At 73.9% G+C, this 21171-nt stretch carries 18 protein-coding genes, 1 tRNA gene and 2 pseudogenes; 8 read left to right on the forward strand and 13 right to left on the reverse strand.

The window, feature by feature from the left end; genetic code table 11:
• Window positions 1-131: 131 nt before the first annotated feature.
• Window positions 132-1948: pseudogene (locus tag QQK45_RS12220) on the forward strand (glycoside hydrolase family 2 protein).
• Between the two features lie 13 nt (window positions 1949-1961).
• Here the strand turns inward: QQK45_RS12220 and QQK45_RS12225 are convergent.
• The 4 genes from QQK45_RS12225 to QQK45_RS12240 all read right to left on the reverse strand — a co-directional run bounded on the left by QQK45_RS12225 (window position 1962) and on the right by QQK45_RS12240 (window position 4779).
• Complete coding sequence (locus QQK45_RS12225) at window positions 1962-2654, reverse strand: SAM-dependent methyltransferase (protein WP_284293489.1); 693 nt, start codon at window positions 2652-2654, stop codon at window positions 1962-1964.
• Window positions 2655-2809: 155 nt separating this feature from the next.
• A complete protein-coding gene (locus QQK45_RS12230; protein ID WP_284293491.1) occupies window positions 2810-3412 on the reverse strand; it encodes a putative glycolipid-binding domain-containing protein in 603 nt (200 codons plus the stop codon).
• The gene (locus QQK45_RS12235) at window positions 3343-3735 is read right to left on the reverse strand and encodes a hypothetical protein (RefSeq protein ID WP_284293492.1); all 393 of its coding nucleotides are present in this window, start codon (window positions 3733-3735) and stop codon (window positions 3343-3345) included. The genes QQK45_RS12230 and QQK45_RS12235 overlap by 70 nt, the downstream gene beginning before the upstream one ends.
• Before the next feature lie 42 nt (window positions 3736-3777).
• The gene (locus QQK45_RS12240) at window positions 3778-4779 is read right to left on the reverse strand and encodes a metalloregulator ArsR/SmtB family transcription factor (RefSeq protein ID WP_284293493.1); all 1002 of its coding nucleotides are present in this window, start codon (window positions 4777-4779) and stop codon (window positions 3778-3780) included.
• A 364-nt stretch (window positions 4780-5143) separates the two neighbouring features.
• Between QQK45_RS12240 and QQK45_RS12245 the strand changes: the two genes are divergently transcribed.
• Window positions 5144-9742 (forward strand): hypothetical protein, encoded by a 4599-nt coding sequence (locus QQK45_RS12245; protein ID WP_284293494.1) that lies wholly within the window; start codon window positions 5144-5146, stop codon window positions 9740-9742.
• 172 nt (window positions 9743-9914) lie between these two features.
• Here QQK45_RS12245 and QQK45_RS12250 read toward each other — a convergent pair whose 3' ends face one another.
• Window positions 9915-11489 (reverse strand): DUF6114 domain-containing protein, encoded by a 1575-nt coding sequence (locus QQK45_RS12250; protein ID WP_284293495.1) that lies wholly within the window; start codon window positions 11487-11489, stop codon window positions 9915-9917.
• Window positions 11490-11578: 89 nt separating this feature from the next.
• Window positions 11579-12169 carry a DUF6230 family protein gene (locus QQK45_RS12255; protein ID WP_284293496.1) on the reverse strand — a complete coding sequence of 197 codons (591 nt, stop codon included), beginning with the start codon at window positions 12167-12169 and terminating at the stop codon, window positions 11579-11581.
• 222 nt (window positions 12170-12391) lie between these two features.
• Here QQK45_RS12255 and QQK45_RS12260 point away from each other — a divergent pair, with 222 nt between their 5' ends.
• A complete protein-coding gene (locus QQK45_RS12260; RefSeq protein WP_284293497.1) occupies window positions 12392-13039 on the forward strand; it encodes a TetR/AcrR family transcriptional regulator in 648 nt (215 codons plus the stop codon).
• 90 nt (window positions 13040-13129) lie between these two features.
• Here QQK45_RS12260 and mscL read toward each other — a convergent pair whose 3' ends face one another.
• The gene (mscL, locus tag QQK45_RS12265) at window positions 13130-13570 is read right to left on the reverse strand and encodes a large conductance mechanosensitive channel protein MscL (RefSeq protein WP_284293498.1); all 441 of its coding nucleotides are present in this window, start codon (window positions 13568-13570) and stop codon (window positions 13130-13132) included.
• Between the two features lie 106 nt (window positions 13571-13676).
• Entirely contained in the window at window positions 13677-14294 is a 618-nt protein-coding gene (locus tag QQK45_RS12270; protein ID WP_284293499.1) for an SAF domain-containing protein, read from the reverse strand.
• A gap of 337 nt (window positions 14295-14631) precedes the next feature.
• On the opposite strand from QQK45_RS12270, the gene QQK45_RS22280 reads away from it, so the two are divergent.
• Window positions 14632-14811 (forward strand): hypothetical protein, encoded by a 180-nt coding sequence (locus tag QQK45_RS22280; protein WP_348525386.1) that lies wholly within the window; start codon window positions 14632-14634, stop codon window positions 14809-14811.
• A gap of 14 nt (window positions 14812-14825) precedes the next feature.
• Here QQK45_RS22280 and QQK45_RS22285 read toward each other — a convergent pair.
• Window positions 14826-14966, reverse strand: a pseudogene (locus QQK45_RS22285) (FmdB family zinc ribbon protein); the annotation flags it as partial.
• Between the two features lie 70 nt (window positions 14967-15036).
• Complete coding sequence (locus QQK45_RS12280) at window positions 15037-15690, reverse strand: 5-formyltetrahydrofolate cyclo-ligase (protein WP_348525220.1); 654 nt, start codon at window positions 15688-15690, stop codon at window positions 15037-15039.
• Window positions 15691-15815: 125 nt separating this feature from the next.
• Between QQK45_RS12280 and QQK45_RS12285 the strand changes: the two genes are divergently transcribed.
• Window positions 15816-16481, forward strand: coding sequence for a GNAT family N-acetyltransferase (locus QQK45_RS12285; RefSeq protein WP_431310268.1), 666 nt, complete (start codon window positions 15816-15818; stop codon window positions 16479-16481).
• A gap of 161 nt (window positions 16482-16642) precedes the next feature.
• Here the strand turns inward: QQK45_RS12285 and QQK45_RS12290 are convergent, their stop codons facing one another.
• Window positions 16643-17170: a hypothetical protein gene (locus tag QQK45_RS12290; RefSeq protein WP_284293501.1), complete on the reverse strand. Its 528-nt coding sequence runs from the start codon at window positions 17168-17170 to the stop codon at window positions 16643-16645.
• A 308-nt stretch (window positions 17171-17478) separates the two neighbouring features.
• On the opposite strand from QQK45_RS12290, the gene QQK45_RS12295 reads away from it, so the two are divergent.
• A complete protein-coding gene (locus tag QQK45_RS12295; protein ID WP_284293502.1) occupies window positions 17479-17652 on the forward strand; it encodes a hypothetical protein in 174 nt (57 codons plus the stop codon).
• A 14-nt stretch (window positions 17653-17666) separates the two neighbouring features.
• On the opposite strand, the gene QQK45_RS12300 is transcribed toward QQK45_RS12295, so the two are convergent.
• Entirely contained in the window at window positions 17667-18620 is a 954-nt protein-coding gene (locus tag QQK45_RS12300) for a helix-turn-helix domain-containing protein (protein ID WP_284293503.1), read from the reverse strand.
• Between the two features lie 16 nt (window positions 18621-18636).
• Window positions 18637-19695 carry an IS110 family RNA-guided transposase gene (locus tag QQK45_RS12305; protein WP_284293504.1) on the reverse strand — a complete coding sequence of 353 codons (1059 nt, stop codon included), beginning with the start codon at window positions 19693-19695 and terminating at the stop codon, window positions 18637-18639.
• 673 nt (window positions 19696-20368) lie between these two features.
• Here QQK45_RS12305 and QQK45_RS12310 point away from each other — a divergent pair.
• Both QQK45_RS12310 and QQK45_RS12315 read left to right on the forward strand, forming a co-directional pair.
• Window positions 20369-20441 (forward strand) — tRNA-Ala (locus QQK45_RS12310).
• Window positions 20442-20512: 71 nt separating this feature from the next.
• Window positions 20513-21154, forward strand: coding sequence for a LysE family translocator (locus QQK45_RS12315; protein ID WP_284293505.1), 642 nt, complete (start codon window positions 20513-20515; stop codon window positions 21152-21154).
• Window positions 21155-21171 lie beyond the last annotated feature (17 nt).

Below are 21171 nucleotides of genomic sequence, written 5' to 3' on the forward strand. Positions count from 1 at the left end.
TATGGCGATGATCCACGGCGAGCCGGAGCACCGCTCCGCGCCCCGACCACCGGCGACCGCGACGGAGAAGTCATGACCAAGCCGCTGCCCCTCGACGCCTACGACCCGACGAGCGCACCCTCCCGGCCCCCGTGCCGCGCCCCGAGTACCCGCGCCCGCAGGCGGTCCGCGACCGGTGGCTCAACCTCAACGGCACGTGGGAGTTCGAGATCGACCGTGGCGACTCGGGCCTCGAGCGGGGCCTCCGCGAGCGCCCGCTGGCGACCACGATCACCGTGCCGTTCGCCCCCGAGTCAGCGCTGTCGGGGATCGAGGACGTCGACTTCCTCGAGGCCGTCTGGTACCGCCGGGAGATCACGATCCCCGCGGAGTGGGCCGAGGTCGGCGCCGGCCACCACGTGCTGCTCCACTTCGGCGCGGTCGACCACGACACGACCGTCTGGGTCGAGGGCGTCGAGGTCGCGCGGCACCGCGGCGGCTTCAGCCCGTTCACGGCCGACCTGCACGGCGTGGCCGCCGCGGGCGACACGGTGACCGTCGTCGTGCGGGCCCGGGACACCCGGCACGCCCTTCAGGCCCGCGGCAAGCAGGCCACCTGGTACGAGAACTCGCACTGCAACTACACCCGGACCACGGGCATCTGGCAGACCGTCTGGATGGAGCCGGTCCCGGCCGTGCACGCGCGTCGCCCCGGATCACGCCCGACGTCGCGAGCTCGGCCTTCGACGTCGTCGTCCCGCTGTCCGCGAACCGTCGCGGGCACACGGTGACCGTCGTGGTGAGCGACGGCGACGGCGAGGTCGGCCGGGCGAGCGCCCGCGCGGATCTCGACCTGGCGCCGGCGCTGCGCGTCGTCGTCCCGCCGGAGCGGGCGGCGCTGTGGGCCCCGGGTGAGCCGAACCTCTACGGGGTGCTGGTCGAGATCCGCGACGGCGAGGGCGCGGTCGTCGACTCCGTGCGCTCCTACGCTGGGCTGCGCTCGGTCTCGATCGACGGCCAGGCGATCCGCATCAACGGCGAGCCCGTCTTCCAGCGGCTCGTCCTCGATCAGGGCTACTGGCCCGAGTCGCTCATGACGGCGCCGTCCGACGACGCGCTCGTCCGCGACATCGAGCTCGGCCTCGAGGCCGGGTTCAACGGGGCACGGCTGCACCAGAAGGTCTTCGAGGAGCGCTACCTGTTCCACGCCGACCGGCTCGGCTACCTCGTCTGGGGCGAGTTCGGCGACTGGGGCGTCTCGGGCCAGGGGCCGCGCGGCGACTACCAGCGCCCGCCCGCGTCGTTCGTCGCGGAGTGGCTCGAGGTGCTCGAGCGCGACCACTCGCACCCGTCGATCGTCGGCTGGTGCCCGCTCAACGAGACCTTCCAGGACCTGCACGACCGGATCACCGTGCTCGACGACGTCACGCGCGGCATGTTCCTCGCGACCAAGCTCGCGGACCCGTCGCGGCCCGTGATCGACGCGAGCGGCTACTCGCACCGCGTCCGCGAGACCGACGTCTGGGACTCGCACCTGTACGAGCAGGACCCGGAGACGTTCGCCCGGCTCGTCGGGGGCCTCGCCGAGGGCCGCCCGTGGGAGAACCGGTCCGAGCAGGCGCCCTGGTCGCTGCCGTACCAGGGCCAGCCGTACTTCGTCAGCGAGTACGGCGGCATCTGGTGGAACCCCGAGGCCGCTGCCGCCGCGGCGCACGGCGACGAGCTCGCCGAGTCGTGGGGCTACGGGCAGCGCGTCGCGGACGAGGAGGAGTTCCACGCCCGCTTCGCCGGCCTGACGAACGCCCTGCTCGGCGACCCGCGCATGTTCGGCTACTGCTACACGCAGCTCACGGACGTGTTCCAGGAGCAGAACGGGATCTACCGGTTCGACCGCAGCGAGAAGCTCGACGTCAAGCGGGTGCGTGCGGTGCAGGAGCAGACTGCGGCGTTCGAGTCCGCGGAGGACTGACGGGCCGAATATCTCAGCGGCGACGCAGCAGGACGACGCTGTCGTCCAGGTGGGCGGGCTCGCCGTCCGGCCCGACGGCGTCGCGCGTGCGCACCTCGCTGACGATCGTCTCCCACGCGTCGCCGAGCCCGAGCGCGGCCACCTGCTCGTCGGGGGCGAGCAGGGCGGCCGCCTCGTGGTCGGGGCGGTCGTGCCAGTGGTCGTGGTCCGTCGCCCACGGCGGCGGCCCGGCGTGCCCGACGACGAGCAGGTGCCCGCCCGGGGACACCGCACTGGCCGCGCGGCGCAGGACCTCGGTGCGGGGGAACGCCACCGGCGAGTGCAGGAAGCACGCCGACGCCAGGTCGTAGGTCTCGTCGGGCTGCCAGGACGCGAGGTCGGCGACGACCCAGCGGACCCGGTCGCCGACGCCCCGCTCGACCGCCGCGTCCTGCCCGCGGGCGACGGCGCACGACGCGACGTCGACGCCGGTCACGTGCCAGCCCTGCTCGGCCAGCCACACGCTGTCCCCGCCCTCGCCGCAGCCGAGGTCGAGCGCGCGCCCAGGCGTCATGCCCCGGACGGCGTCGACGAGCGCCGCGTTCGGGCGGCCCGACCAGATGCGGTCCCGCTCGGCGTAGCGCGCGTCCCAGAACGCGGTCGTCTCGTCGACGGCGTCGGAGGTGTCGCGCGGCGCGTGCGCGTGGGCGTGCTGGTGCTCGGGCATGGGCCCAGCATCGGCGGTCGCGGGTGTCGGCGGCAATCCCGGTTGCGAAGACGGCAAGTCGGTCGCCACTCTGCCCGGCGTCGTCGTCGAGAAGGGCGAATCCGTTCTTCAGCGCCCACCTGAAGAACGGATTCGCCGTTCTCGGTGTCCGCTGCTCAGGCTCCCGGCAGCTCGGCGGCGCGCGCGAGCCCCGGATATCGGACGACGACGCCGTCCGGATCGAGCTCCAGGTCGACCGTGTACCGCTCGCTCGCGTACCGGGCGACCCGTGGCCCGCCGGCGACGGCGCTCGCGTACGTCTGCCGGTCCGCGACGACGCGCAGCGACGGCACCTCGACCCAGGCCATCACGAGCTCCGTGGGCGCGACGTCGCCGTCGAGCACGCCGAGCCGGAGCGCGGGCATCGTGTTCGTCGCCGGGCACCGACCGAGGTCGCAGTCCAGCGCGTCGTCGAGCAGCGCCGGGTCGGCGATCCCGGGCGGCGGGGCGTCGAGCGTGCCGGCGGCCCGGGCGTCGCAGCGCCACCGCCCGTCGTCGCCGCGCTCGAGCACGAGGTCGCGCGACCAGGGCGCGCCCTGGGACGTCAGGCCGCGGACCGCGACCTCGAGGCGTCGGGTGACCCAGCCGGGCCCGGTGTCGAGGGTCCAGCTCAGGGCGTAGGCGTCGGTGCGCGAGGTCCCGGTCGCGCTCAGGCCGTCGGCGCCGAGTCGGAGCGTGGCGGCGTCGAGCCGGTGCGGGTCGTCCTCGCCGACCCACACGACCCGGCGCGTCCGCGGGACGGCGCCTCCCGGTCCGATGCCCACAGCGGGGGAGGGGTGCGCCGTCGGGCGACCTCGGGGTGGTCCAGGGGCGCGAGGGACTTGCCGCGGATCCCCGACAGCACGCGCAGTGCCCCCGACCACGGCCCGGAGCGCTGGAGCGCCTGCCGGCGCCAGCGCGCGCCGTCGTCGGTGACGACCAGGGACCGGGTGACGCGCGTGATCGTGCGCTCCTCGACGACGTCGGGCTGGGCGTCGTCCACGTACGCGACGCGCGCGCCGGCCTGCGCCCAGCTGAGCGCGTCGGTGTGGTCTCGCGGCACGGGTCCTCCGGGGTGCGGTCGCAGGTGGCGGGACGGCCGACGCTACTCCGGCGTCGGCGCGAGCTGCTCGTCGAGGAGGTCAGCGACGAGCCGCGCCGCACGGTCCTGGAACTCGTCGCGCAGCGCCGCGAACCCGACGGGGGAGGAGAACGTCGGGTCGCCCACGGCCCAGTCCTCGTAGCGCACGTGCGGCAGCACGGGGCACGCGTCGGAGCAGCCGAGCGTGACGACGACGTCGGCGGCCCGCAGCGCGTCGTCCGTCAGCGCCTTGGGGAACGCGGCGGCCTCGGGCACCTCGAGCTCGGTGAGCAGCGTCCTGACGTTGCGGGGGATCTGCGCGCCCGGGGTCAGGCCCGCCGTCCGGACGACGACGCGGTGCTGGGAGAGCCGGCGCGTCAGCGCCGCGGCGAGCTGCGACCGGGCGGTGTCGGTCTGCGAGACGAACAGGACGTGCGGAGCGCTGCGAGCCCGGTCGCGGGACGCGTCGGACAGCCGTTGCCGGGCGTATCGCTCGACGAGCGTGAGCAGCGGCACCGAGCCGGCCGTCGTCCGGGTGCGCAGCAGGGTCGTGGCGCACTCCCGGACGATCCGGCCGACGACGTCGAAGCTCGCCTCCGGGTAGACCGCGGCGAGGCGTCCGATCAGGCGGTCGAGCGAGTCCTCGACGACCTCGGGGCGCATCGGCCGCAGCGTGCGGGGCGGGTCGAGCGCGACGGGCGCGAGGATGTCGAAGAGCGTCCCGACGGTCGGGCCGCGGCCCCGCGCGATGCGATAGCGGACCCAGTTCCCGTGGCGTTCGGAGGTGACGAGGCCGACGTCGCGCAGCACCCGCAGGTGATGGGACACGGTCGGCTGGGAGAGGTCGGAGAGCGCCGCGAGGTCGCGCACGCTCGCCTCGTCGACCGTGCCGAGCAGCGAGAGCATGCGCAGCCGTACCGGGTCCCCGAGCGCCCCGAGGATCGTGGCGAGGTTTCGCGCGGACTGGGCGCTGATGGCGCCCGCCTCGAGGACGCGTCGGGACGTCGCGCGGGACTCCTGGGGCATGAGGCGATATTGACAGATGTCGATACGCTCGGCCTCCCGGGCTTAATCGGGACGCTTGTCCCACATACTTGTTTTGGCTCCTGACCTGTGAAAATGGACGGTCGTCCAAAAAGTTCGGCCGAATCGGCCTCGGGGTGTTGACGCGGCGAAAGTTGAACCTGCACACTCTTCTACGACGGCGCGCACCGCTTGCCCCCTGCGTGGTGCGCGCCGTTCCTCGTGAAGGCGAAGGCCCCGCTCCGGCGGGGCCTTCGTCGTCTTCCGGGGCTGTGCGGGTCGCGGCCTGCCGCCGCGCTTCCGGGCGATCCCGCCGCCGTCGGCGCGCCGGTGCCGCGCCTTCCCGCCCTGCGGTTAGCGTTTCAGCGTGACTGCTGCAGGCCCCGACCCCGAACCGGACCGGCCGGGCTCCCCGCTCGCCCGCCTCTGGCGGCGCGACAGGGCGCGCACCGGCGACGCACCGACGACGGCACCCGCACCCGGCGACGACGCCGCGGTGCGGACCGCTGCGCAGCCACCGTCCGGCAGTGCCGAGGCCGAGGGAACCGTGGTGGGCCGCGACGAGGGCCCGGCAGTCCCGACGCAGCCGACGGGCCCGCTGACGAGCGAGGAGGCCGTCGAGGCGGCTCTCCCGCGCTGGCGCGTGGCGCTCGTCGAGCACGTGGGCGGCTCGTCCCTCGAGGACATCACGGTGCTGGGCGACGCGGTCCTCGACCTGTCCTCGGCGCACCCGTCGGGACTGGCGCAGCTCCTCGCGGGCCGCCCGACGCGCCTGTCCAACCTGTTCCGCGAGCCCGACGCGCTGCCGACGGCCCGTCGGCACGCGCGCGCCGTCGTCGCGCAGACCCAGGACTACGCGCAGCGCTACGGCACGGCGCCCACCTACCTCGCGATCGGCGTGGCCTCGTGGTCGGGTACGGCGGGCCCGGGCCCGGGCCCGCGCTCCGACGACATGGCGGCCCTCGCGAAGGTGGCCACCTCCTCCTTCCGCGCGGTCCACCCGGCGCTCGCCGCGTCGTCGTCCCCGCTGGCGCTGGAAGCCTCGGCGCGCACGAGCGAGGACGGCAACGCGACGGGCACTCGAGGTGCCGACGGGGCCGAGGCGGCGAAGGACGTCAAGGGCTCGGCCGCTCCGCCGGAGGGCGACACGACCGCGGTCCGTGCGGCCGAGCCCAGTCCGAGCGCCTCGGGACCGTCGGCACCGGACCCGACCGGGGACGGCCCACCACCGAGACGAGTCAACGCCCCCGTCCTCCTCCGCTCGCTGACGATCTCGACGGCCGGTCGCTCCGGCACCGACTTCGAGCTCACCCTCGAACCCACGGTCGAGCTCAACACCCTCCTCGTCCGGGCGCTGCGGGACCACGGTGCGCTGATCGACCCGGTGTCGTTGGCACAGGGCGCGTTCACGGGCGTCGGGTTCGACCCGTCGGCGGTGCTGGCCCGGATCGGCACGCTGGGCGCGGCGGTGCTGGAGGACTTCTCGTTGACGGACCGCCGGCTGGTGGGGTCGTTCGTGCACCCGGGGCAGCACCTGGTGGACGACCTGGACGAGCTGGCGCCGGGTCTGGCGCGGCACGAGGTGGTGGCGGCACTGGCGGGGTCGTCGCAGGTGACGGTCCCGGTGGGGACGCCGCTGCCGCCGGAGCGTGCGGCGGACGGTGACCCGGTGCTGGAGCGGGGCGTGGGCGACCTGGACCAGGCGCAGCGCCGCGCGGTGGACGCGCTGGTGGCGGGCGGTCATTTCGCGATCGACGCGCCGTCGGGCTCGGACGTGGTGGGCACGGTCGCGGCGCTGCTCGCGGAGGCCGCGGCGAGCGGTCGTCAGGCCTTGTACGTGACGGGTCACCGGCGGGCCGCGGACGCGGTGTCGTCGCGGCTGGGGGACCTGGGGCTGGGCGAGCTGACGTTCGAGATCGCGGCGGAGCCGGGGTGGCGTGCGTCGGCGGCGAACCGGCTGCTGACGGCGATGGCGTCGGAGCCGGCGCAGACGGACCTGTCGGTGCACGCGGAGACGATGGACGCGCTGGTGGGTGCGCGGGCGCGTCTGACGGCGTACATCGAGGCCTTGCACCTGCCGCGGGCGCCGTGGGGCGTGTCGGCGTATGACGCGCTGCAGGCGCTGGCGCGGCTGATGTCGGAGCGGCCGGCGCCGGAGACGGCGGTCCGGCTGTCGTCGGAGGTCACGAGCGCGCTCGACGACGACACCCGCGCGGGTGCCGCGGCGGACCTGGAGCGGGCCGCGGACCTGGGGGCGTTCACGCTGCACGCGGCGACGACGCCGTGGTTCGACGCGGACCTCGAGACGGAGGACGACGCCCGGTCGACGCTGCTGCGGCTCGACCGGCTGCGGACGCAGACGCTCCCGCGGCTGCGCGAGCAGATCGAGTACGTGTCGCGCGAGACGGACCTGACGGCGGCGACGACGCTGGGCGAGTGGCAGGCCGTGCTGCAGATGCTGGGCGGGATGCGCGGGACGCTCGACGTGTTCCAGCCGCTCGTGTTCGAGCAGCCGGCCGTCGACATGGTGCAGGCGACGGCGACGAAGCAGTGGCGTCTGGACCACGGGATCGAGATGGGCGGCGTGGCGAGGCGTCGGCTGGTGAGGCGCGCGAAGGACATGCTGCGGCCCGGGATCCGGGTCTCGGACCTGCACGCGGCACTCCTGCAGGTCGAGGCGCAGCGCGCCGTGTGGGCGACACACTGCCCCACGGGAAGCTGGCCGCGGCTGCCCGAGGGGCTGTCGGCGATCGAGGACACGAACGAGGCCGTCCGGATCGACGTGGAGGAGCTGTCTCGCGTCCTCGCGCCCACGCCGGGCGGCGGGGCGCTGCTGGACCTGTCGTTCGACGACCTCGGGGCTCGGCTCGACGCCCTGGCCGAGGACCGCTCGGCGCTCGACGACCTGCCCGAGCGGACGGCCGCCGTCCGGCGCGCGCGGGCCGCGGGTCTCTCGGAGCTCGTCGACGACCTGTCGCGCCGCGCGGTGGCGCCGGGCCTCGTGGGCACGGAGCTCGAGCTGGCGTGGTGGAGCTCGGTGTTCGAGCAGATCGTCGCGACGGACCCGGCGCTGACCGGTCAGGACGGTCCCGGGCTGGACGCCCTGGCGGCGCGGTTCCGCGACCTGGACCGCCGGCACGTGACCGCCCTGCCGGTCTCGGTCCTCAACCACGTGCACGCGCGCACGGTCGAGGCGATGCGTGTCGACCCCGAGGCCACCAAGGCGCTGTTCTCGGAGCTCATCGAGGGCCGCCTGCGGACGGTGCGCGACCTGCACGAGCGGCACACCGAGCTCGTGCGTGCGCTGCGTCCCGTGGTGGTCGCGACGCCGACGCTCGTGCCGCAGCTCTTCCCGACGACGCGGACCGTCGACCTCGTGGTGCTCGACGCCGTCCAGCACGTCCCGCTCGAGATGCTGCTCGCGGCGATCGCGCGCGGGCGGCAGATCGTCGTCGTCGGGGACGTCCGGTCGGCGTCGACGCCCGCGGTCCGCGAGCTCGCGCGGGTCCTCCCGACGCTGACGCTCCGGTCGGACGCGACCCGCCGCGACCCGCACCTCGTCGGCTTCCTCACGAAGCACGGGTACGACGGCGTCCTCGCGCCCGCGCCGCTCCCGGCGTCGCGCGCGACGGTGCACCTGCACGTGACCGACGGCCTCGGGATGCCGGACCCGGTGTCGGGGGCGGTCGAGTCGACGCAGGCCGAGCTGGACCGCGTCGTCGAGCTGGCGATCGAGCACGCGATGACGCGGCCCGAGCAGACGCTCGGGGTCGTCGCCGTCACGCCCGCGCACGCCGCCCGGATCCGCGAGGCGCTGCTCGCCGAGGTCCGGCGCAACCCGGGGCTCGCCGGGTTCTTCGCCGGGAGCCGGCCCGAGCCCGTCGTCGTCGCGGACCTCACCGGCGTGGCCGGCCTGACGCGCGACGCGATCATCCTCACGCTCGGCTTCGGCAAGACGCCGCACGGGCGCGTCCTGCACCGGTTCGGCCTGGTCGGGGAGGCGGGCGGTGACGCGCTCTTGCTCGACGCGGTCGGCGCGAGCCGCGAACGGCTCGACGTCGTCTCGTGCTTCCGCGCCGACGAGCTCGATCCCGACCGCCTGCGCGGGGCCGGGGCACGTCTCCTCGCCGACCTCCTGGCGTTCGCCGAGGAGCGCGACGGCAAGGCCGACGCCCTGGAACTGTGGAACGGCGTCGACGTCGCGCGCGGCACCGACCGCCTCGTGCTCGACCTGGCCGAGCGGCTGTGGCGCACCGGGCTGGTCGTCGAGACGGACTTCGGCCCGGCGGGGGCGGACCGGGTGCCGCTCGTCGTCGGGCACCCCGACGTGCCCGGCGAGCTGCTCGTGGCCGTGCTGACCGACGACGAGGCGTACGTCGCGCAGCCGAGCGTCCGGGTCCGGGAGCGGCAGCGCCGCGAGCGGCTCGAACGGCTGGGCTGGACGGTCGTGCAGGTGTGGTCGGCGGCGGCGTTCCTCGATCCCGAGAAGGAGGCCGAGCGGATCCGACGCGCGGCCCTCGCGGTCCGGGACGCGCGGCTCGGCGTCGGGCGCCAGTCCGTCGTCACGGGCGCGACGTCGTTGCCCCGGACGGCCTCGGCCGCTCGGCGGCGCGTCGAGCCGTCGGCCCCGGAGCCCGTGCTGCCGGTCGTGCCGGTCGCTCCCGTCGCACAGGCGGGGGAGCCCACCGGCTCGGGCGAGCCTGCGTCGTCGGGCGGGACGACGCCGTCGGGGGAATCGGGCACGGACGCTGACGTGAACACCACGCCCGAAGCCCCGACGGAGGGCACGCCGGACGACGGGAGCACGGGCCGCCGCGGCGCCCGACGGCGCGTGGTGCGGCCCGGCACGGAGCGTGAGAGCGTCCTCGGCAGCACGAGCGACGACGTCGACGCGGACGGCGCGGAGCGAGGCGGCGATGCGAACGACGAGCGCCTGCGCCGCGACGTCCCGCCGCACTGGCAGTAGTCGCGAGGCCCGCACCGGCGCCGAGACGGGCGGCAGCCCCCGCACACCACCGACCGGTGTGCGGGGGCTTCGTCGATCGACGGGCACCGTCAGTGCTCGTAGACCTCCTGGTGGGGGTTGTCGTAGGCGAGCGAGTCGGCCGTGTTCGCGACCATCTCGATCTTGACGTCCGTCATGGACGGGAGCGGGATGAAGCCGGGGGCGCGCACTCGGGCGTGAACGTGAGCGGGATGCCGAGGAGCTTGCCCGAGAACTTCGTCGCGTAGAGGAGGACGTCGCCCTTCATCGTGATCGAGTCGGACGTCGCGACCAGACCCTGGCTGCCGTCGGCCTTGGCGGGGACGTCGAGCCGGAACCCGGGGACGACGGCCTTGTCGGCCGTGAACTTCATGGCCCGCACGGTCGTGCCGTCGACGCGCGGCAGCGTCACGTTGCCCTTGTACCAAGAGTTGGTGATCTGGAACTTCGAGCCGGACAGGTGGGCCGCCAGGTTCGGGACCGTCACGTCCGACGACGACCCCAGGTCCTTCCCCTCGCCCAGGCAGAGCTTGAGCTCGTCGGCGAGGGCGGCGACGCCCTCCTTCGCGGCGGCCTCGATCGACTCCTGGTCGGTCGTGCCGTCGCTCTTGTCGTCGGTCGTGGTGTCGTCGTCCGTCGTGGTGTCATCGGCCTTGTCGTCACCGGCAGCGCCGTCCGAAGGATCGGTGGTCGCGGCGCCGGAGCCGTCCGTCCCGGCGCCGTCGTCCGTGCCCGACGACGGCGTGCCGCCGCCGGTGGACCCGGCGCCTTCGTCCGTGGTCGCCCCGTCCGTCGGTGCGGAGGTCTCGGTGCCGGACGGGCCGTCGTCGGACGTGCCATCGCCGGACGTGCCCCCGGCGGCCGCGCCGCCGTCGGTGGTGGCGTCCTCGGTGGGGGAGGCCGTCGACGTCGGCGACTCGCTCGGCGCGCTGGTCGCGTCGTCCGAAGCGGACTCGTCGGCGGCGGGGCAGAACACGTGGAGGGGGTCGAGGACGCACCAGCCGCTCTGCTCGCTGCTGGCGGCGGCCGCGACGGGGAGGGCGCCGGCACCGAGGAGCCCGGTGCCCCCGACGCTCAGCGCGGACGCGAGGACGCCCGCACCGATCGCGTTGAGCCGTGCGCGGCGGCGCGGCGAGACGCCGGCCTCAGCCGGCGTTCCCGAGAAAGGGCGCGGCCCCGGGGCGGCGTCGAGGACGAGCGTGTCGTCGGTGCTGGGGGCGGAGCCGGTGAGGTCGAGGCCCTCGGCGTGGCGGGGGCGTGCGGTCTCGGTCTCGCTCGCTTCCTGAGCGTTCGCGGTGTCCCGTGGCAGCCACGAGAGGGACATGATCGAGCCGACGATGCCGAGGATCGTGCCGATGAGGAATCCGCCGAGGTTGACGCCGATGAGCGAGTAGACCGAGACCACCAGCGCGATCACGCCGTAGAACACCCGGTGTACGGGCATCGTCCACGCGAGGACTCCGAGGAGGACCAGAACGATCGGCAGGATCGTCGCCTGCATGCCCTGGATGCCGAACTGGAGGTGCAGGTGCCCGAAGTCGAGCTGGCCGGAGCCGAAGAGCTCGAACCCCGCGACGATGGTCACGAGCCCGCCCCAGAACGGACGTGACCGGCGCCAGGCGCGGAACCGCTCACGGCGCGTTGCCGTCGCGGCTGCGCGCTCGGAGGTGTCGACGGTCGCGGTGTCGACGGCCGTGGTGTCGTCGGTCTCGTGCGGTGTCGTGGTCACCCTCAGGACTCCTTCGTCGGTCGAGGTGGTGGTACGTCGCGGGGGCGTCCCGCCCGTGGGCCGCGGACCCACGGGCGGGACGTCGTGCGTCAGAAGCAGGTGTCCTTGGGGGACGTGATGAACAGGTGCAGGCCGTTGAGCGTGAAGGTGCCAGCCTGGGTGCTCAGGGACGTCTGCTGCAGGTCCTTGATGCTCACGTGGTCCGCGTCCTGGGCGAAGTCGCCCTTGGTGCCCTTGGCCGTGGTCTGGACCTTCGAGGCGTCGATCCCGATGCGAATGTTCGAGAACGTCGCGTCACCCTTGAGGTCGGTCATCCCGATCAGGAGGTTCTGTGCCGTGGCCGGCTTCTTGCCGCCGCCGGCCGTGATCTTGAGCCCCACGGGGGCGCCGGGGATCGAGACGGACTGGCACAGGTTGGTGAGGGTCGCGTCCTGGATCGCCGAGATCGCGACGGGGTTCTGCTTCCCGTCCGCGTCGACTGCGACACCCGAGTACTGCGAGAAGCCGTCGCCCTCGAGGTCGGTCGCGCCGACCTGGAACGGGACGCCGGAGACGGCGAACGAGACGGGCACGGCGCCGCTGGCGACGCCACCCATCAGGACGGTGACGGCGACAGCGGCCGGCACCGCAGCGAGCGCGACGCGACCCCGGCGCGTGCTCGTGAGCTTCTTCAACTTCACGGATCCTCCTCGATTCATGACGGGGCGGGCGACGAGGCGTCGCTCCGCCGGTGCTGCCGCATCGCAGCGGTGCGTGAGCGCGCGTACCGGGAACCCCCGGGCAGCACGTCGTCGATGACGTCGTCGTCGCTCATGGGGGAGACGGTACGGAGCCTACTGAACGCGTGTCAATAGCTAACTTGCATCGAGTCAGTAACGGCCCGTCGTGGCTATGCTCAGGGCATGGCGGACCAGCGCAGGCGCGACGAACGACGCACACGTCTGTCACCCGACGAGCGTCGGGCCCAGCTCGTGGCGATCGGCGTGCAGGCACTCGCGGACCACTCGCTCGAGGAGCTCACCATCGAGCGGCTGTCCCAGCAGGCGGGGGTCTCGCGCGGGCTGCTCTTCTACTACTTCGGCTCCAAGCAGGGCTTCCACCGCGAGGTCGTGCGCGCCGCCCGCGACGGCCTGCTCCGCGCCACCGAGCCCGACCTCGACCTCGCGCCCCTCGACCGGCTCCACGCCACGCTCAGCAACCTCGTCCGGTTCGTGCGCGAGCACGAGGACACGTTCTTCTCGCTCGTGCGCGGTGCGGCGTCGGGGGACCGGGAGGTGCGCGAGGTCGTCCAGCAGGCGCGCGCGCTGCAGATGGAACGGCTCCGGATCGTCTGCGAGGAGCTCGGCATCCCCGACACCGCGATGCTGCGCATGACGCTGCGCTCGTGGGTCGCGTTCGCCGAGGAGTCGCTCGTCGACGGGGTGCTGGTCAGCGAGCTGTCGCCCGAGGAGCTCGTCGACTTCCTCGAGCGCACGCTCTTCGCCGTCGTGCCGTGCGTCGACCCCTCCTACGGGGCGCACCTGCGCCCCGACGTCGCGTCGCCGAACTGACCGTCTTCACGACGCAGGCGGGTCGCGGCCGGACGGATGTCCGGCGGCGGCCCGCCTGCGTACGAGACGTCCGGACGCGAGGCCGGTGGCCTACGACTGGCCGGGGCGCTGCTGCTGCGCGAGGAGGTCGCGGATCTCCGTCAGGAGCTGGACGTCGTCCGCCACGGGAGTGGGCTCGGCCACCTTGTTGCGGTTGCGGCGCTCGTTGATCTTGTTCATCGGCAGCACGATGATGAAGTAGATCGCCGCCGCGATGATGAGGAAGTTGACGATCGCCGTGAGCAGGTGGCCGACGCTGATGACCGCGTCGTCGCTGCTGGATCCCGGGTTGGGTCCGTGGCGGAGGGTGATGTCCCAGATGCTGTCGAAGTTGGGCTTGCCGAAGATCGCGCCGATGATCGGGTTGACGAAGTAGTCGACGACCGCAGTCACGACTGCGCTGAACGCAGCGCCGATGACGACCGCGACGGCCAACTCGACGACGTTGCCACGCAGGATGAAGTCGCGGAAACCACTGAAGACGTTGCGCATGGGTCGGGAATCCCCTCGTGCTGCGATCGGGTCGAAGCCATCAAAGCATGCGTGCGTGCCTGCGTCACGGAACTGAGGTGTAGAGACGTGTCGCGTCCGGGTGTCGTCAGCGCACGAAGACCGCGGTCACGCGCGCCCAGTCGGGGCGGCCCGCGATGGCTTCTGCCTCCGTGGCGGTGACCGCCACGACCAGGGTCGGTGCGGAGTCCGAGGTCCCGCCACCGCCGAGCACCCCGCCGCCGGAGTCGTCGTCGACGCGGGGCGCCGGGAGCACGAGCGCGTCGTGCGCCAGGTACGACGACGTCGCCCGCGGAGCCCGGTCCTTCTTCGCCGCGTCGCCGTCGCCCGGGTCGGCGCTGGCGTCGTCGGCGGTCGTGGCGGCGCCGGCGGAGGCCTCGCTCGCGGCCGCGTCCGTCGTGGAGGCGAGCAGGTCGACGTGGTCGCCGGGCCCCAGCAGTGCGGCGGCGGGGTCGTCACCGAGGCTCAGGGCGACGACGACGCGGCCCTTGGGGGCGCTCGCCGCGACGCCGCCCGCAGCGACGAGCCCCGGCGTCACGACCGTCCCGGCAGCCAAGGCGACGGAGGCGACCCGGCCCGCTGCGTCGTCGGGGGCGTGGAACGCCTTCCCTGGGGCGAGGGCCGTCGCGACCCGGGCGACCCGCAGGTCGTGGGAGTCGAGCCTCGTGCCGGCGGCGACGTCGTGCGCGACGACGAGCACCGCCACGGTGGCAGGGGAGCGGGGCGCAGCGCACCGACGACGAGGGACGCGGCGAGACCCAGGCCGATCGCGGCGACCGCGAACCGAGCCCGCCAGAAGGCGCGCGCCGCGTGGTGTCGGAACCGGGCTGCGCCACCGCTGCCGTGGCGGGACGACGGGGTGTGCGCGGGCGGGACGCCGACAGGACGGCTGCGGAAGAAGGGCACGGCGCGACGCTAGGCGTCGGCACCGCCCGGGCGGCGCGCGGTGGACGCAGGATGTGCACGACGCGCGCCGTCCCCAGGGCGTGCGTCGACCTTCAGGACCGGCGGGCAGCCGAGTCCCGTGCGGTCAGGAGGCGGCCTTGGCCGAGCTGCTCGACGTCGACGACCCGCTCGTGCCCGAGCTCGTCGGGGTGCTGCTCGTCGTGGTCGACGAGGGGGAGCTCGAGCCGGTGCTGTCCGTGGTGCTCTTCGGCGTGGTGGTCGAGCTGGTCGAGGACGAGCTCTTCGAACCGTTCGAGGACCGCGAGTCGTTGCGGTAGAACCCGGAGCCCTTGAAGACGACGCCGACGGCCGAGAAGACCTTGCGCAGTGTGCCGCCGCACTCGGGGCAGACGGTCAGGGCGTCGTCGGAGAAGGACTGCTGGATGTCGAAAGCGTGGCCGCAGTCGGCGCAGCGATAGGCGTAGGTGGGCACGGTAGAGGCTCCTCGGGCAGTGGACCGGCGGACCCACCGCCGGCTGGCACTCAGATGATCCGAGTGCTAATCATACGCCGAGCTCGCGCCACCCCGCGGGCGTCGCGACGGCCTGCACGCGCTGGTCGTGAGACTCCGACGGCAGGGGCCGCTCGGCCGCGTCGTAGACCTCGTCCGGGAACACGACGGCCACGACCCGCGCGTCCGAGCGCGTGTGCTGGAGCACCCGGTCGTACCAACCGCCACCCTGGCCGAGGCGCATGCCGGTGGTGTCAACGGCGAGCGCGGGCACCACCACGACGTCGGCGTCCCCGACGGCCTCGGCGGGCAGCTCGGGCGTGCCCGGCTCCGGCGGTCGGCCGGGCGCCCGGACACGGAGGTCGTCGCGCCCGGCGTACTCGGCCCAGTTGCGCTGGAGCCCCGTTCCGAGCACCGGGAGGAGGACGCGTACGTCGCGCGCCGCGAGCCGGTCCATGAGCGGAGTCGTCCCCGGTTCGGTCGCGCGGGCCGCGTAGACCGCGACGCACCGGGCGTCCTGGATCTCGGGGATCGTCTCCACGACGTCGGCCAGCGCTTCGGCGGCCTCGCGCCGCAGGCGTTCGGAGCGGGCCTCCCGAACCGTGCGGATCGCCCGCCGCAGCTCCTCCTTCGCGTCCTCCGGCTCGAGGCCGGAGGTCGGGGGTAGGGCTGTGCGCTGCCGGACGTCATAGGGACATTGTGGCAAACGGAACCCACGACGACACCGTCCGGCCTCGACCGGTCCGCGGGAACACTTCGGACGAACCGGCACGGGAACCCCGCGGAGCGCTACTGTCTGCCCATGACCTTCGACGCCTGCGGCGGTGCCGGGTGCCACTGAGACCGGCCGGTTCGGGGCGCCCGTGGCCCGTGGTGCTGCGCGGCTTCGGGCCGCACGGCGAGGTCGTCCTCCGACCGCTGCGGCGCGGTGACGCCGACGACTGGATGGAGCTGCGCCGTCGGAACGCCACGTGGCTCGGGCAGTGGGAGGCGACGTCGCCCCGTCCGCAGCGCGGTGCCGCACCGACCTTCGGCGGCTACGTGCGGCTGCTCGCGTCCCAGGCGCGCTCCGGGACGACGCTCCCGTTCGCCATCGAGTACGAAGGCGAACTCGTCGGGCAGCTCACGGCGTCGTCGATCACGTACGGTTCCCTGTGCTCGGCCACGATCGGCTACTGGGTCTCCGAGCACGTGGCGGGCCGCGGAATCGTGCCGACGGCCGTCGCGCTCACCGCCGACCACTGCTTCACCGCGCTCGGCCTGCACCGCGTCGAGGTCAACATCCGTCCCGAGAACGGGCCGAGCCTGCGAGTCGCCGAGAAGCTGGGCCTGCGCGACGAGGGACTGCGTCGCCGGTACCTGCACATCAACGGGCGCTGGTGCGACCACCGGAGCTTCGCCGTGACCGCCGACGAGGCCCCGGACGGGCTTCTCGCACGCTGGCGGCGGACCTGGAGCACCACCGACGCAGGTCGGCGCGGCGACACGCCGTCGTGAGTCCGGCGTCGCACCGCACCCTCGCCTACCGTCGAGGGGTGATGACGTCGTGGGCCGGGCCGGCAGCCGTGGTGCTGTTCGCTGCCTGGCTCGCGTACTACGTGCCGCTGCGGGTCGGGATGCGGCAGCAGGTCGCCGACGCGCGGACGTCGGACCGCTTCTCAGGGGGCCTGCGCGTGCTCGCGGTCGTCGGGCGAAGGATGCCCGAGGTCGCGCTCGCGGCGGAGGGCCCGGTCGTCACGGGAGGTGTCCCGCTGCTCGCGATGAGCGCGCACGAGGCGCGGGGGATCCGAGGTCGTGAGGAGGCGGGGGACATGAGCGTCGAGTCGCAGGACGACACCGAGCCCCGCCGCGCCCTCGGGCCGGCACCCGCCACCCGTCCTGACGCCCGGCGCGCGGCCGCGCGGCGTCGCGCGGTCCTCACCCTGGCGCTCGTGGCGGCGACCGTGGTCGCCGGCGTGCTCGCCGGGTTCGGTGCGCTGCCGTGGCCCGTGCTCCTCGTGCCGGTCGTGCTGCTGGCGGGCGTGCTCGCGCTCGGACGCCGCGTCGTCGTCGCGGCACGGCGGGCCGACCAGGCCCGGCTCGAGGCTGCGCGTCGTCGGGCGCTCGACGCCCGTCGTCAGGCGCTCGGCAGCCCGCTCGCCCCGCGCAACACGGCGCGCGGCGACCGTCGTCGCGTCACCGGCCACGCCGTGCAGACGTCGCAGACCGCGACCCAGATGATCCCGCGGATCACCGCCGAGGACCTCGACCGCGCACGCCGGGCCGCTGCCCGGCGCACCGAGCGTGCCGAGCGCCCGACGGCGCAGGACGCGTCCGCGGTGCCCTCGCCGCCCCGCGCGGCGAGCGGTCGGGAGGCCGCTCCGACGGCCCAGGGGGCCAGCGCCACGTGGGAGCCGGTCCCCGTGCCGCCGCCCACGTACACGATGAAGCCGACCGCGGGGGCGCCCCGCGTCCGCCGCTCCCCGCGCCGCTGCCGGAGCCGACCCCGGCGCCGGTGTCCGCGGAGGAGCTGGCGCCGCTGGCTGCTCCCGGGCGCGTCCGCGTGCCCGCCGAGCTCCGCACCCCGACCCCCGCCCCGCCGGCCGGCGACGAGCCGCGTGCCACGACTGAGACCCTCGGGCTCTCGCTCGACGCGATCCTCGCGCGGCGCCGCGCCGTCGGCGAGTAGCTCGCCCGCCGAGCTCAGGCCGCGGGGCAGAACGCATCGCGGTAGCCGGACGGCGTGTTCCCGACGACGCGGCGGAAGTGGTGCCGGAGCAGCGCGGCGGTCGCGAACCCGGACTCGCGGGCGACGGTCTCGAGGTCGAGCTCGGTGCTCTCGAGGAGGTAGCGGGCGCGCAGCACCCGCTGGGTGGTGAGCCAGCGCCCCGGCGTCGTGCCCGTCTCGGCCGTGAACCGTCGAGCGAACGTGCGGGGCGACAGGAACGCGCGGGCCGCGAGGCTCGCGACGGTGTGCGGCTCGGTCAGGTGCTCGCCTGCCCACTCGAGCACCTCGCGCAGCGAGTCGTCGTCGCACGGCGGCACCGGCTGCGGGATGAACTGGCGCTGACCGCCCTCGCGCTGCGGGGGCACGACCATGCGACGCGCGACGATGTTCGCGACCTCGCTGCCGAGCTCGCGCCGCACGAGGTGGAGGCACGCGTCGATGCCCGCCGCGGTCCCCGCGCTCGTGACGACGTTGCCGTCGTCGACGAACAGGACGTCCGGGTCGACCGTGATCTCGGGGTACTCGCGGGCGAGCCGGTCCGTGTACATCCAGTGGGTGGTGGCGCGGCGACCGTCGAGCACCCCGGCCTCCGCGAGCAGGAAGCTGCCCGAGCAGACGCTGAGGAGGAGGGCGCCGCGCGCGTCGGCGCGGCGCAGGGCATCGAGGACCGCGGGGTCCTGGCCGCGGTGGATCGTGGTCGCGGGGACGGCGACGAGGTCGACGTCGTCGAGCGCGTCGAGGCCGTACGACGGCACGAGGTCGAGCCCCAGCTTGGTGCGGACGGGCCGGCCGGGTTCGGCGCCGCAGATGCGGAAGTCGAAGTTCGGCACACCGTCCTCGGTGCGGTCGATCCCGAAGACCTCGCACACGATCCCGAACTCGAACATCGACAGGCCGTCGACCACGACGGCGCCCACGCTGTGCAACATCTGAGAATCTCCTATGTCAAGCTGCGGCTGGCAGGGGTGCTGCCGCGGCGGCTTGGCCGTTGTGGTTGAGGGTGTTGTAGATCGTTCGGGCCAGGTGGCGGCGTAGGGACCGGTAGGCCTCGGTCGAGGTCTTCCCGGCGGCGCGCTTCTTGTCGTAGTAGTCGCGGGCGGGGCCACCGAGACGGACCTGGGTGATCGCGATCCGGTGCAGGGCGCAGTTCAGCTGCCGGTTCCCGGCACGGTTCAGGCGCACCCGGCCCGCGGTCTGCCCGGACCAGACAGGGATCGGGGCGGTCCTGGTGAACATCGCGTAGGCGGCCTCGGAGCGGAACCGTTCTATCCCGGCGGTCTCGCCCACGATCTTCGCCGCGGTCAGCGGCCCGCAGCCCGGGACCTCGAGCAGCACCGGCGCGGCCTGTTCCACTGCCGCAGCGATGCGTCGATCCAGGTCACGGACCTGGGCGTTACGCACGCCGATGTCGTCCAGGACCTCTACGGCGATCTGAGCGACCAGGCCCGAGAGCGTGAGGAGCCGTTCACGCAACCCGGTCACGACCACGGCCCGGTCCAAGGACCCTGCTGAGGGTGCGAGGTCGGGGTCGAGCTCGTGCAGGTGCCAACGCAGCCGGTTGATCATCCTGGTGCGTTCGGTGACCAGGTCCTCACGCCGGTCGACCAAGAGCTTCAGCTCCCGGGAGGCCTCGTCGTGGCGGGCCACGGGCAGGTCCGGGTGGGCCTGAGCGGCCCGGGCGACCGCGGTCGCGTCGATCGGGTCGGACTTGCCACGCTCACGCCCGGCCCGGCGCGCGGTCCCCATCAGCTTCGGGGAGACCCGCACCACCCGCTGCCCGGCGCCGAGCAGGTCACGCTCGAGCAGGCCTGTCAGGTGCCGGCAGTCCTCCAGGGCCCACACCAGCTCGCGGTCCTTGAACGCTCGCCGGGCCCAGCCCAGCGCCCGCAGGTGCCCCTCACGGCGGGCGGGGAACACGCCCTGCCCGAGCACCTTGCCGACCTCGTCCACCGCGACCAGCGTGTGTGTGGCCTTGTGGACGCCCGCACCGATCACGACGACCATGGTGATCGCCTCCTCGTTTTCGCGACGGGACAGGAACGGTCGGGCCGGCCGGCGGACAAACCTCAGTCGGGGGCGATGCCACGCTCCTATCAAGTCACGCCGGCCGGTCCCTCCCACCAGGACGTCGACAATTCGGATGCAAGCCACGAAGGCAGCGACCGTACGCGTCAGACACCCCGGTGGTCAGGACCCAACCACCGCGAAGCGGCAACGTCACCCTGACACTGATCCGACCGTACGACCGTTGGCAGGATGTTGTCGAGGGTGTCGTGACTGCCACTCGTCCCGTCCGGCCGTCCGGCGGACCGTGGAGGCATGGAACAGGTCCTCGAGCTCGTGCTCGCCATCGCCATCGCACTCGGTCTGATCGGCTCGGTCGTCGTGCTGCTGCTGCGCGGGACCCCGTGGGACGTCGTCGCCCGGCGACGCGGGACGACACCCGTGCCGCACGGCATCTGGGGCGACGGGGCCGACCTGCCCGACCCGGTCGAGCTGACCGCCCTGCGCTCGGCACGGGAGCGACCGCCCGTCGATCCCGGGTGGCGCGACGACAGCCCCGTGGCCCGCTTCGTCGCGCACCAGGCGGCCCCCGCGGCGCCGACCCGGCCCACGCCCGCCGCGTCGCCGATTTCCACTCCACCCCCGGTGGGGTGCTACTCTGGTGCCCGCTCGAGGGGCTATGGCGCAGTTGGTAGCGCGTCTCGTTCGCAATGAGAAGGTCGGGGGTTCGAATCCCCCTAGCTCCACCCTCGGAAGGGCCGCTGACCCAGGTCAGCGGCCCTTTCTTTCATGCCCAGCGCGGGTTACGTTGAGCCTCGTGCCGTCGTCCCACAGCGTCCTGGCCTTCGCCCTCGCGTCGCTGCTGCTGATCCTCATCCCAGGCCCGAGCGTGCTCTTCGTCATCGGCCGGTCGCTGTCGCTCGGGCGTCGCGGCGGGCTGCTGAGCGTCGTCGGGAACGAGCTCGGCGCACTCGTGCTCGTCGGAGCGGTCGCGTTCGGGGTCGGGTCCGTCGTGGCCGAGTCGATCCTGCTCTTCAGCGCCGTGAAGCTCGTGGGTGGTGTGTACCTCGTCTACCTCGGGGTCCAGGCGATCCGGCACCGGCGGGTGGCCGTCGAGCAGAGCGACGAGCCGCGATGTCGCGAGGGCTCGTCGTGGCGCGTGCTGCGCCAGGGCTTCGTGGTCGGCGTGACCAACCCGAAGACCGTCGTGTTCTTCGTCGCCGTGCTGCCGCAGTTCGTCGACGGGCGAGCCTCCGACGTCCCGCTCCAGATGATGGTCCTCGGGGCGGTCTTCACCGCGATCGCGCTCGTGTGCGACGGGACGTGGGCGCTCGTGGCGGGGACGGCCCGCCACTGGTTCGCGCGCTCGCCGCGGAGGCTCGCCGCCGTCCGTGCGACCGGCGGGGGCATGATGATCGGCCTCGGCGGGACGCTCGTCCTGGCGGGCAACAAGGTCTGACGCGACCCGCAGACGAG

The organism is Luteimicrobium album (assembly GCF_030161555.1).
Lineage (GTDB): Bacteria > Actinomycetota > Actinomycetes > Actinomycetales > Cellulomonadaceae > Luteimicrobium > Luteimicrobium album.

Excerpts from the sequence above, each read along its gene's own strand:
- QQK45_RS12305 (WP_284293504.1), bottom strand. The coding sequence starts at position 19,695 with ATGGTCGTCGTGATCGGTGCGGGCGTCCACAAGGCCACACACACGCTG.
- mscL (WP_284293498.1), bottom strand. The coding sequence starts at position 13,570 with ATGCGCAACGTCTTCAGTGGTTTCCGCGACTTCATCCTGCGTGGCAAC.
- QQK45_RS12260 (WP_284293497.1), top strand. The coding sequence starts at position 12,392 with ATGGCGGACCAGCGCAGGCGCGACGAACGACGCACACGTCTGTCACCC.
- QQK45_RS12225 (WP_284293489.1), bottom strand. The coding sequence starts at position 2,654 with ATGCCCGAGCACCAGCACGCCCACGCGCACGCGCCGCGCGACACCTCC.
- QQK45_RS12300 (WP_284293503.1), bottom strand. The coding sequence starts at position 18,620 with ATGTTGCACAGCGTGGGCGCCGTCGTGGTCGACGGCCTGTCGATGTTC.
- QQK45_RS12240 (WP_284293493.1), bottom strand. The coding sequence starts at position 4,779 with ATGCCCCAGGAGTCCCGCGCGACGTCCCGACGCGTCCTCGAGGCGGGC.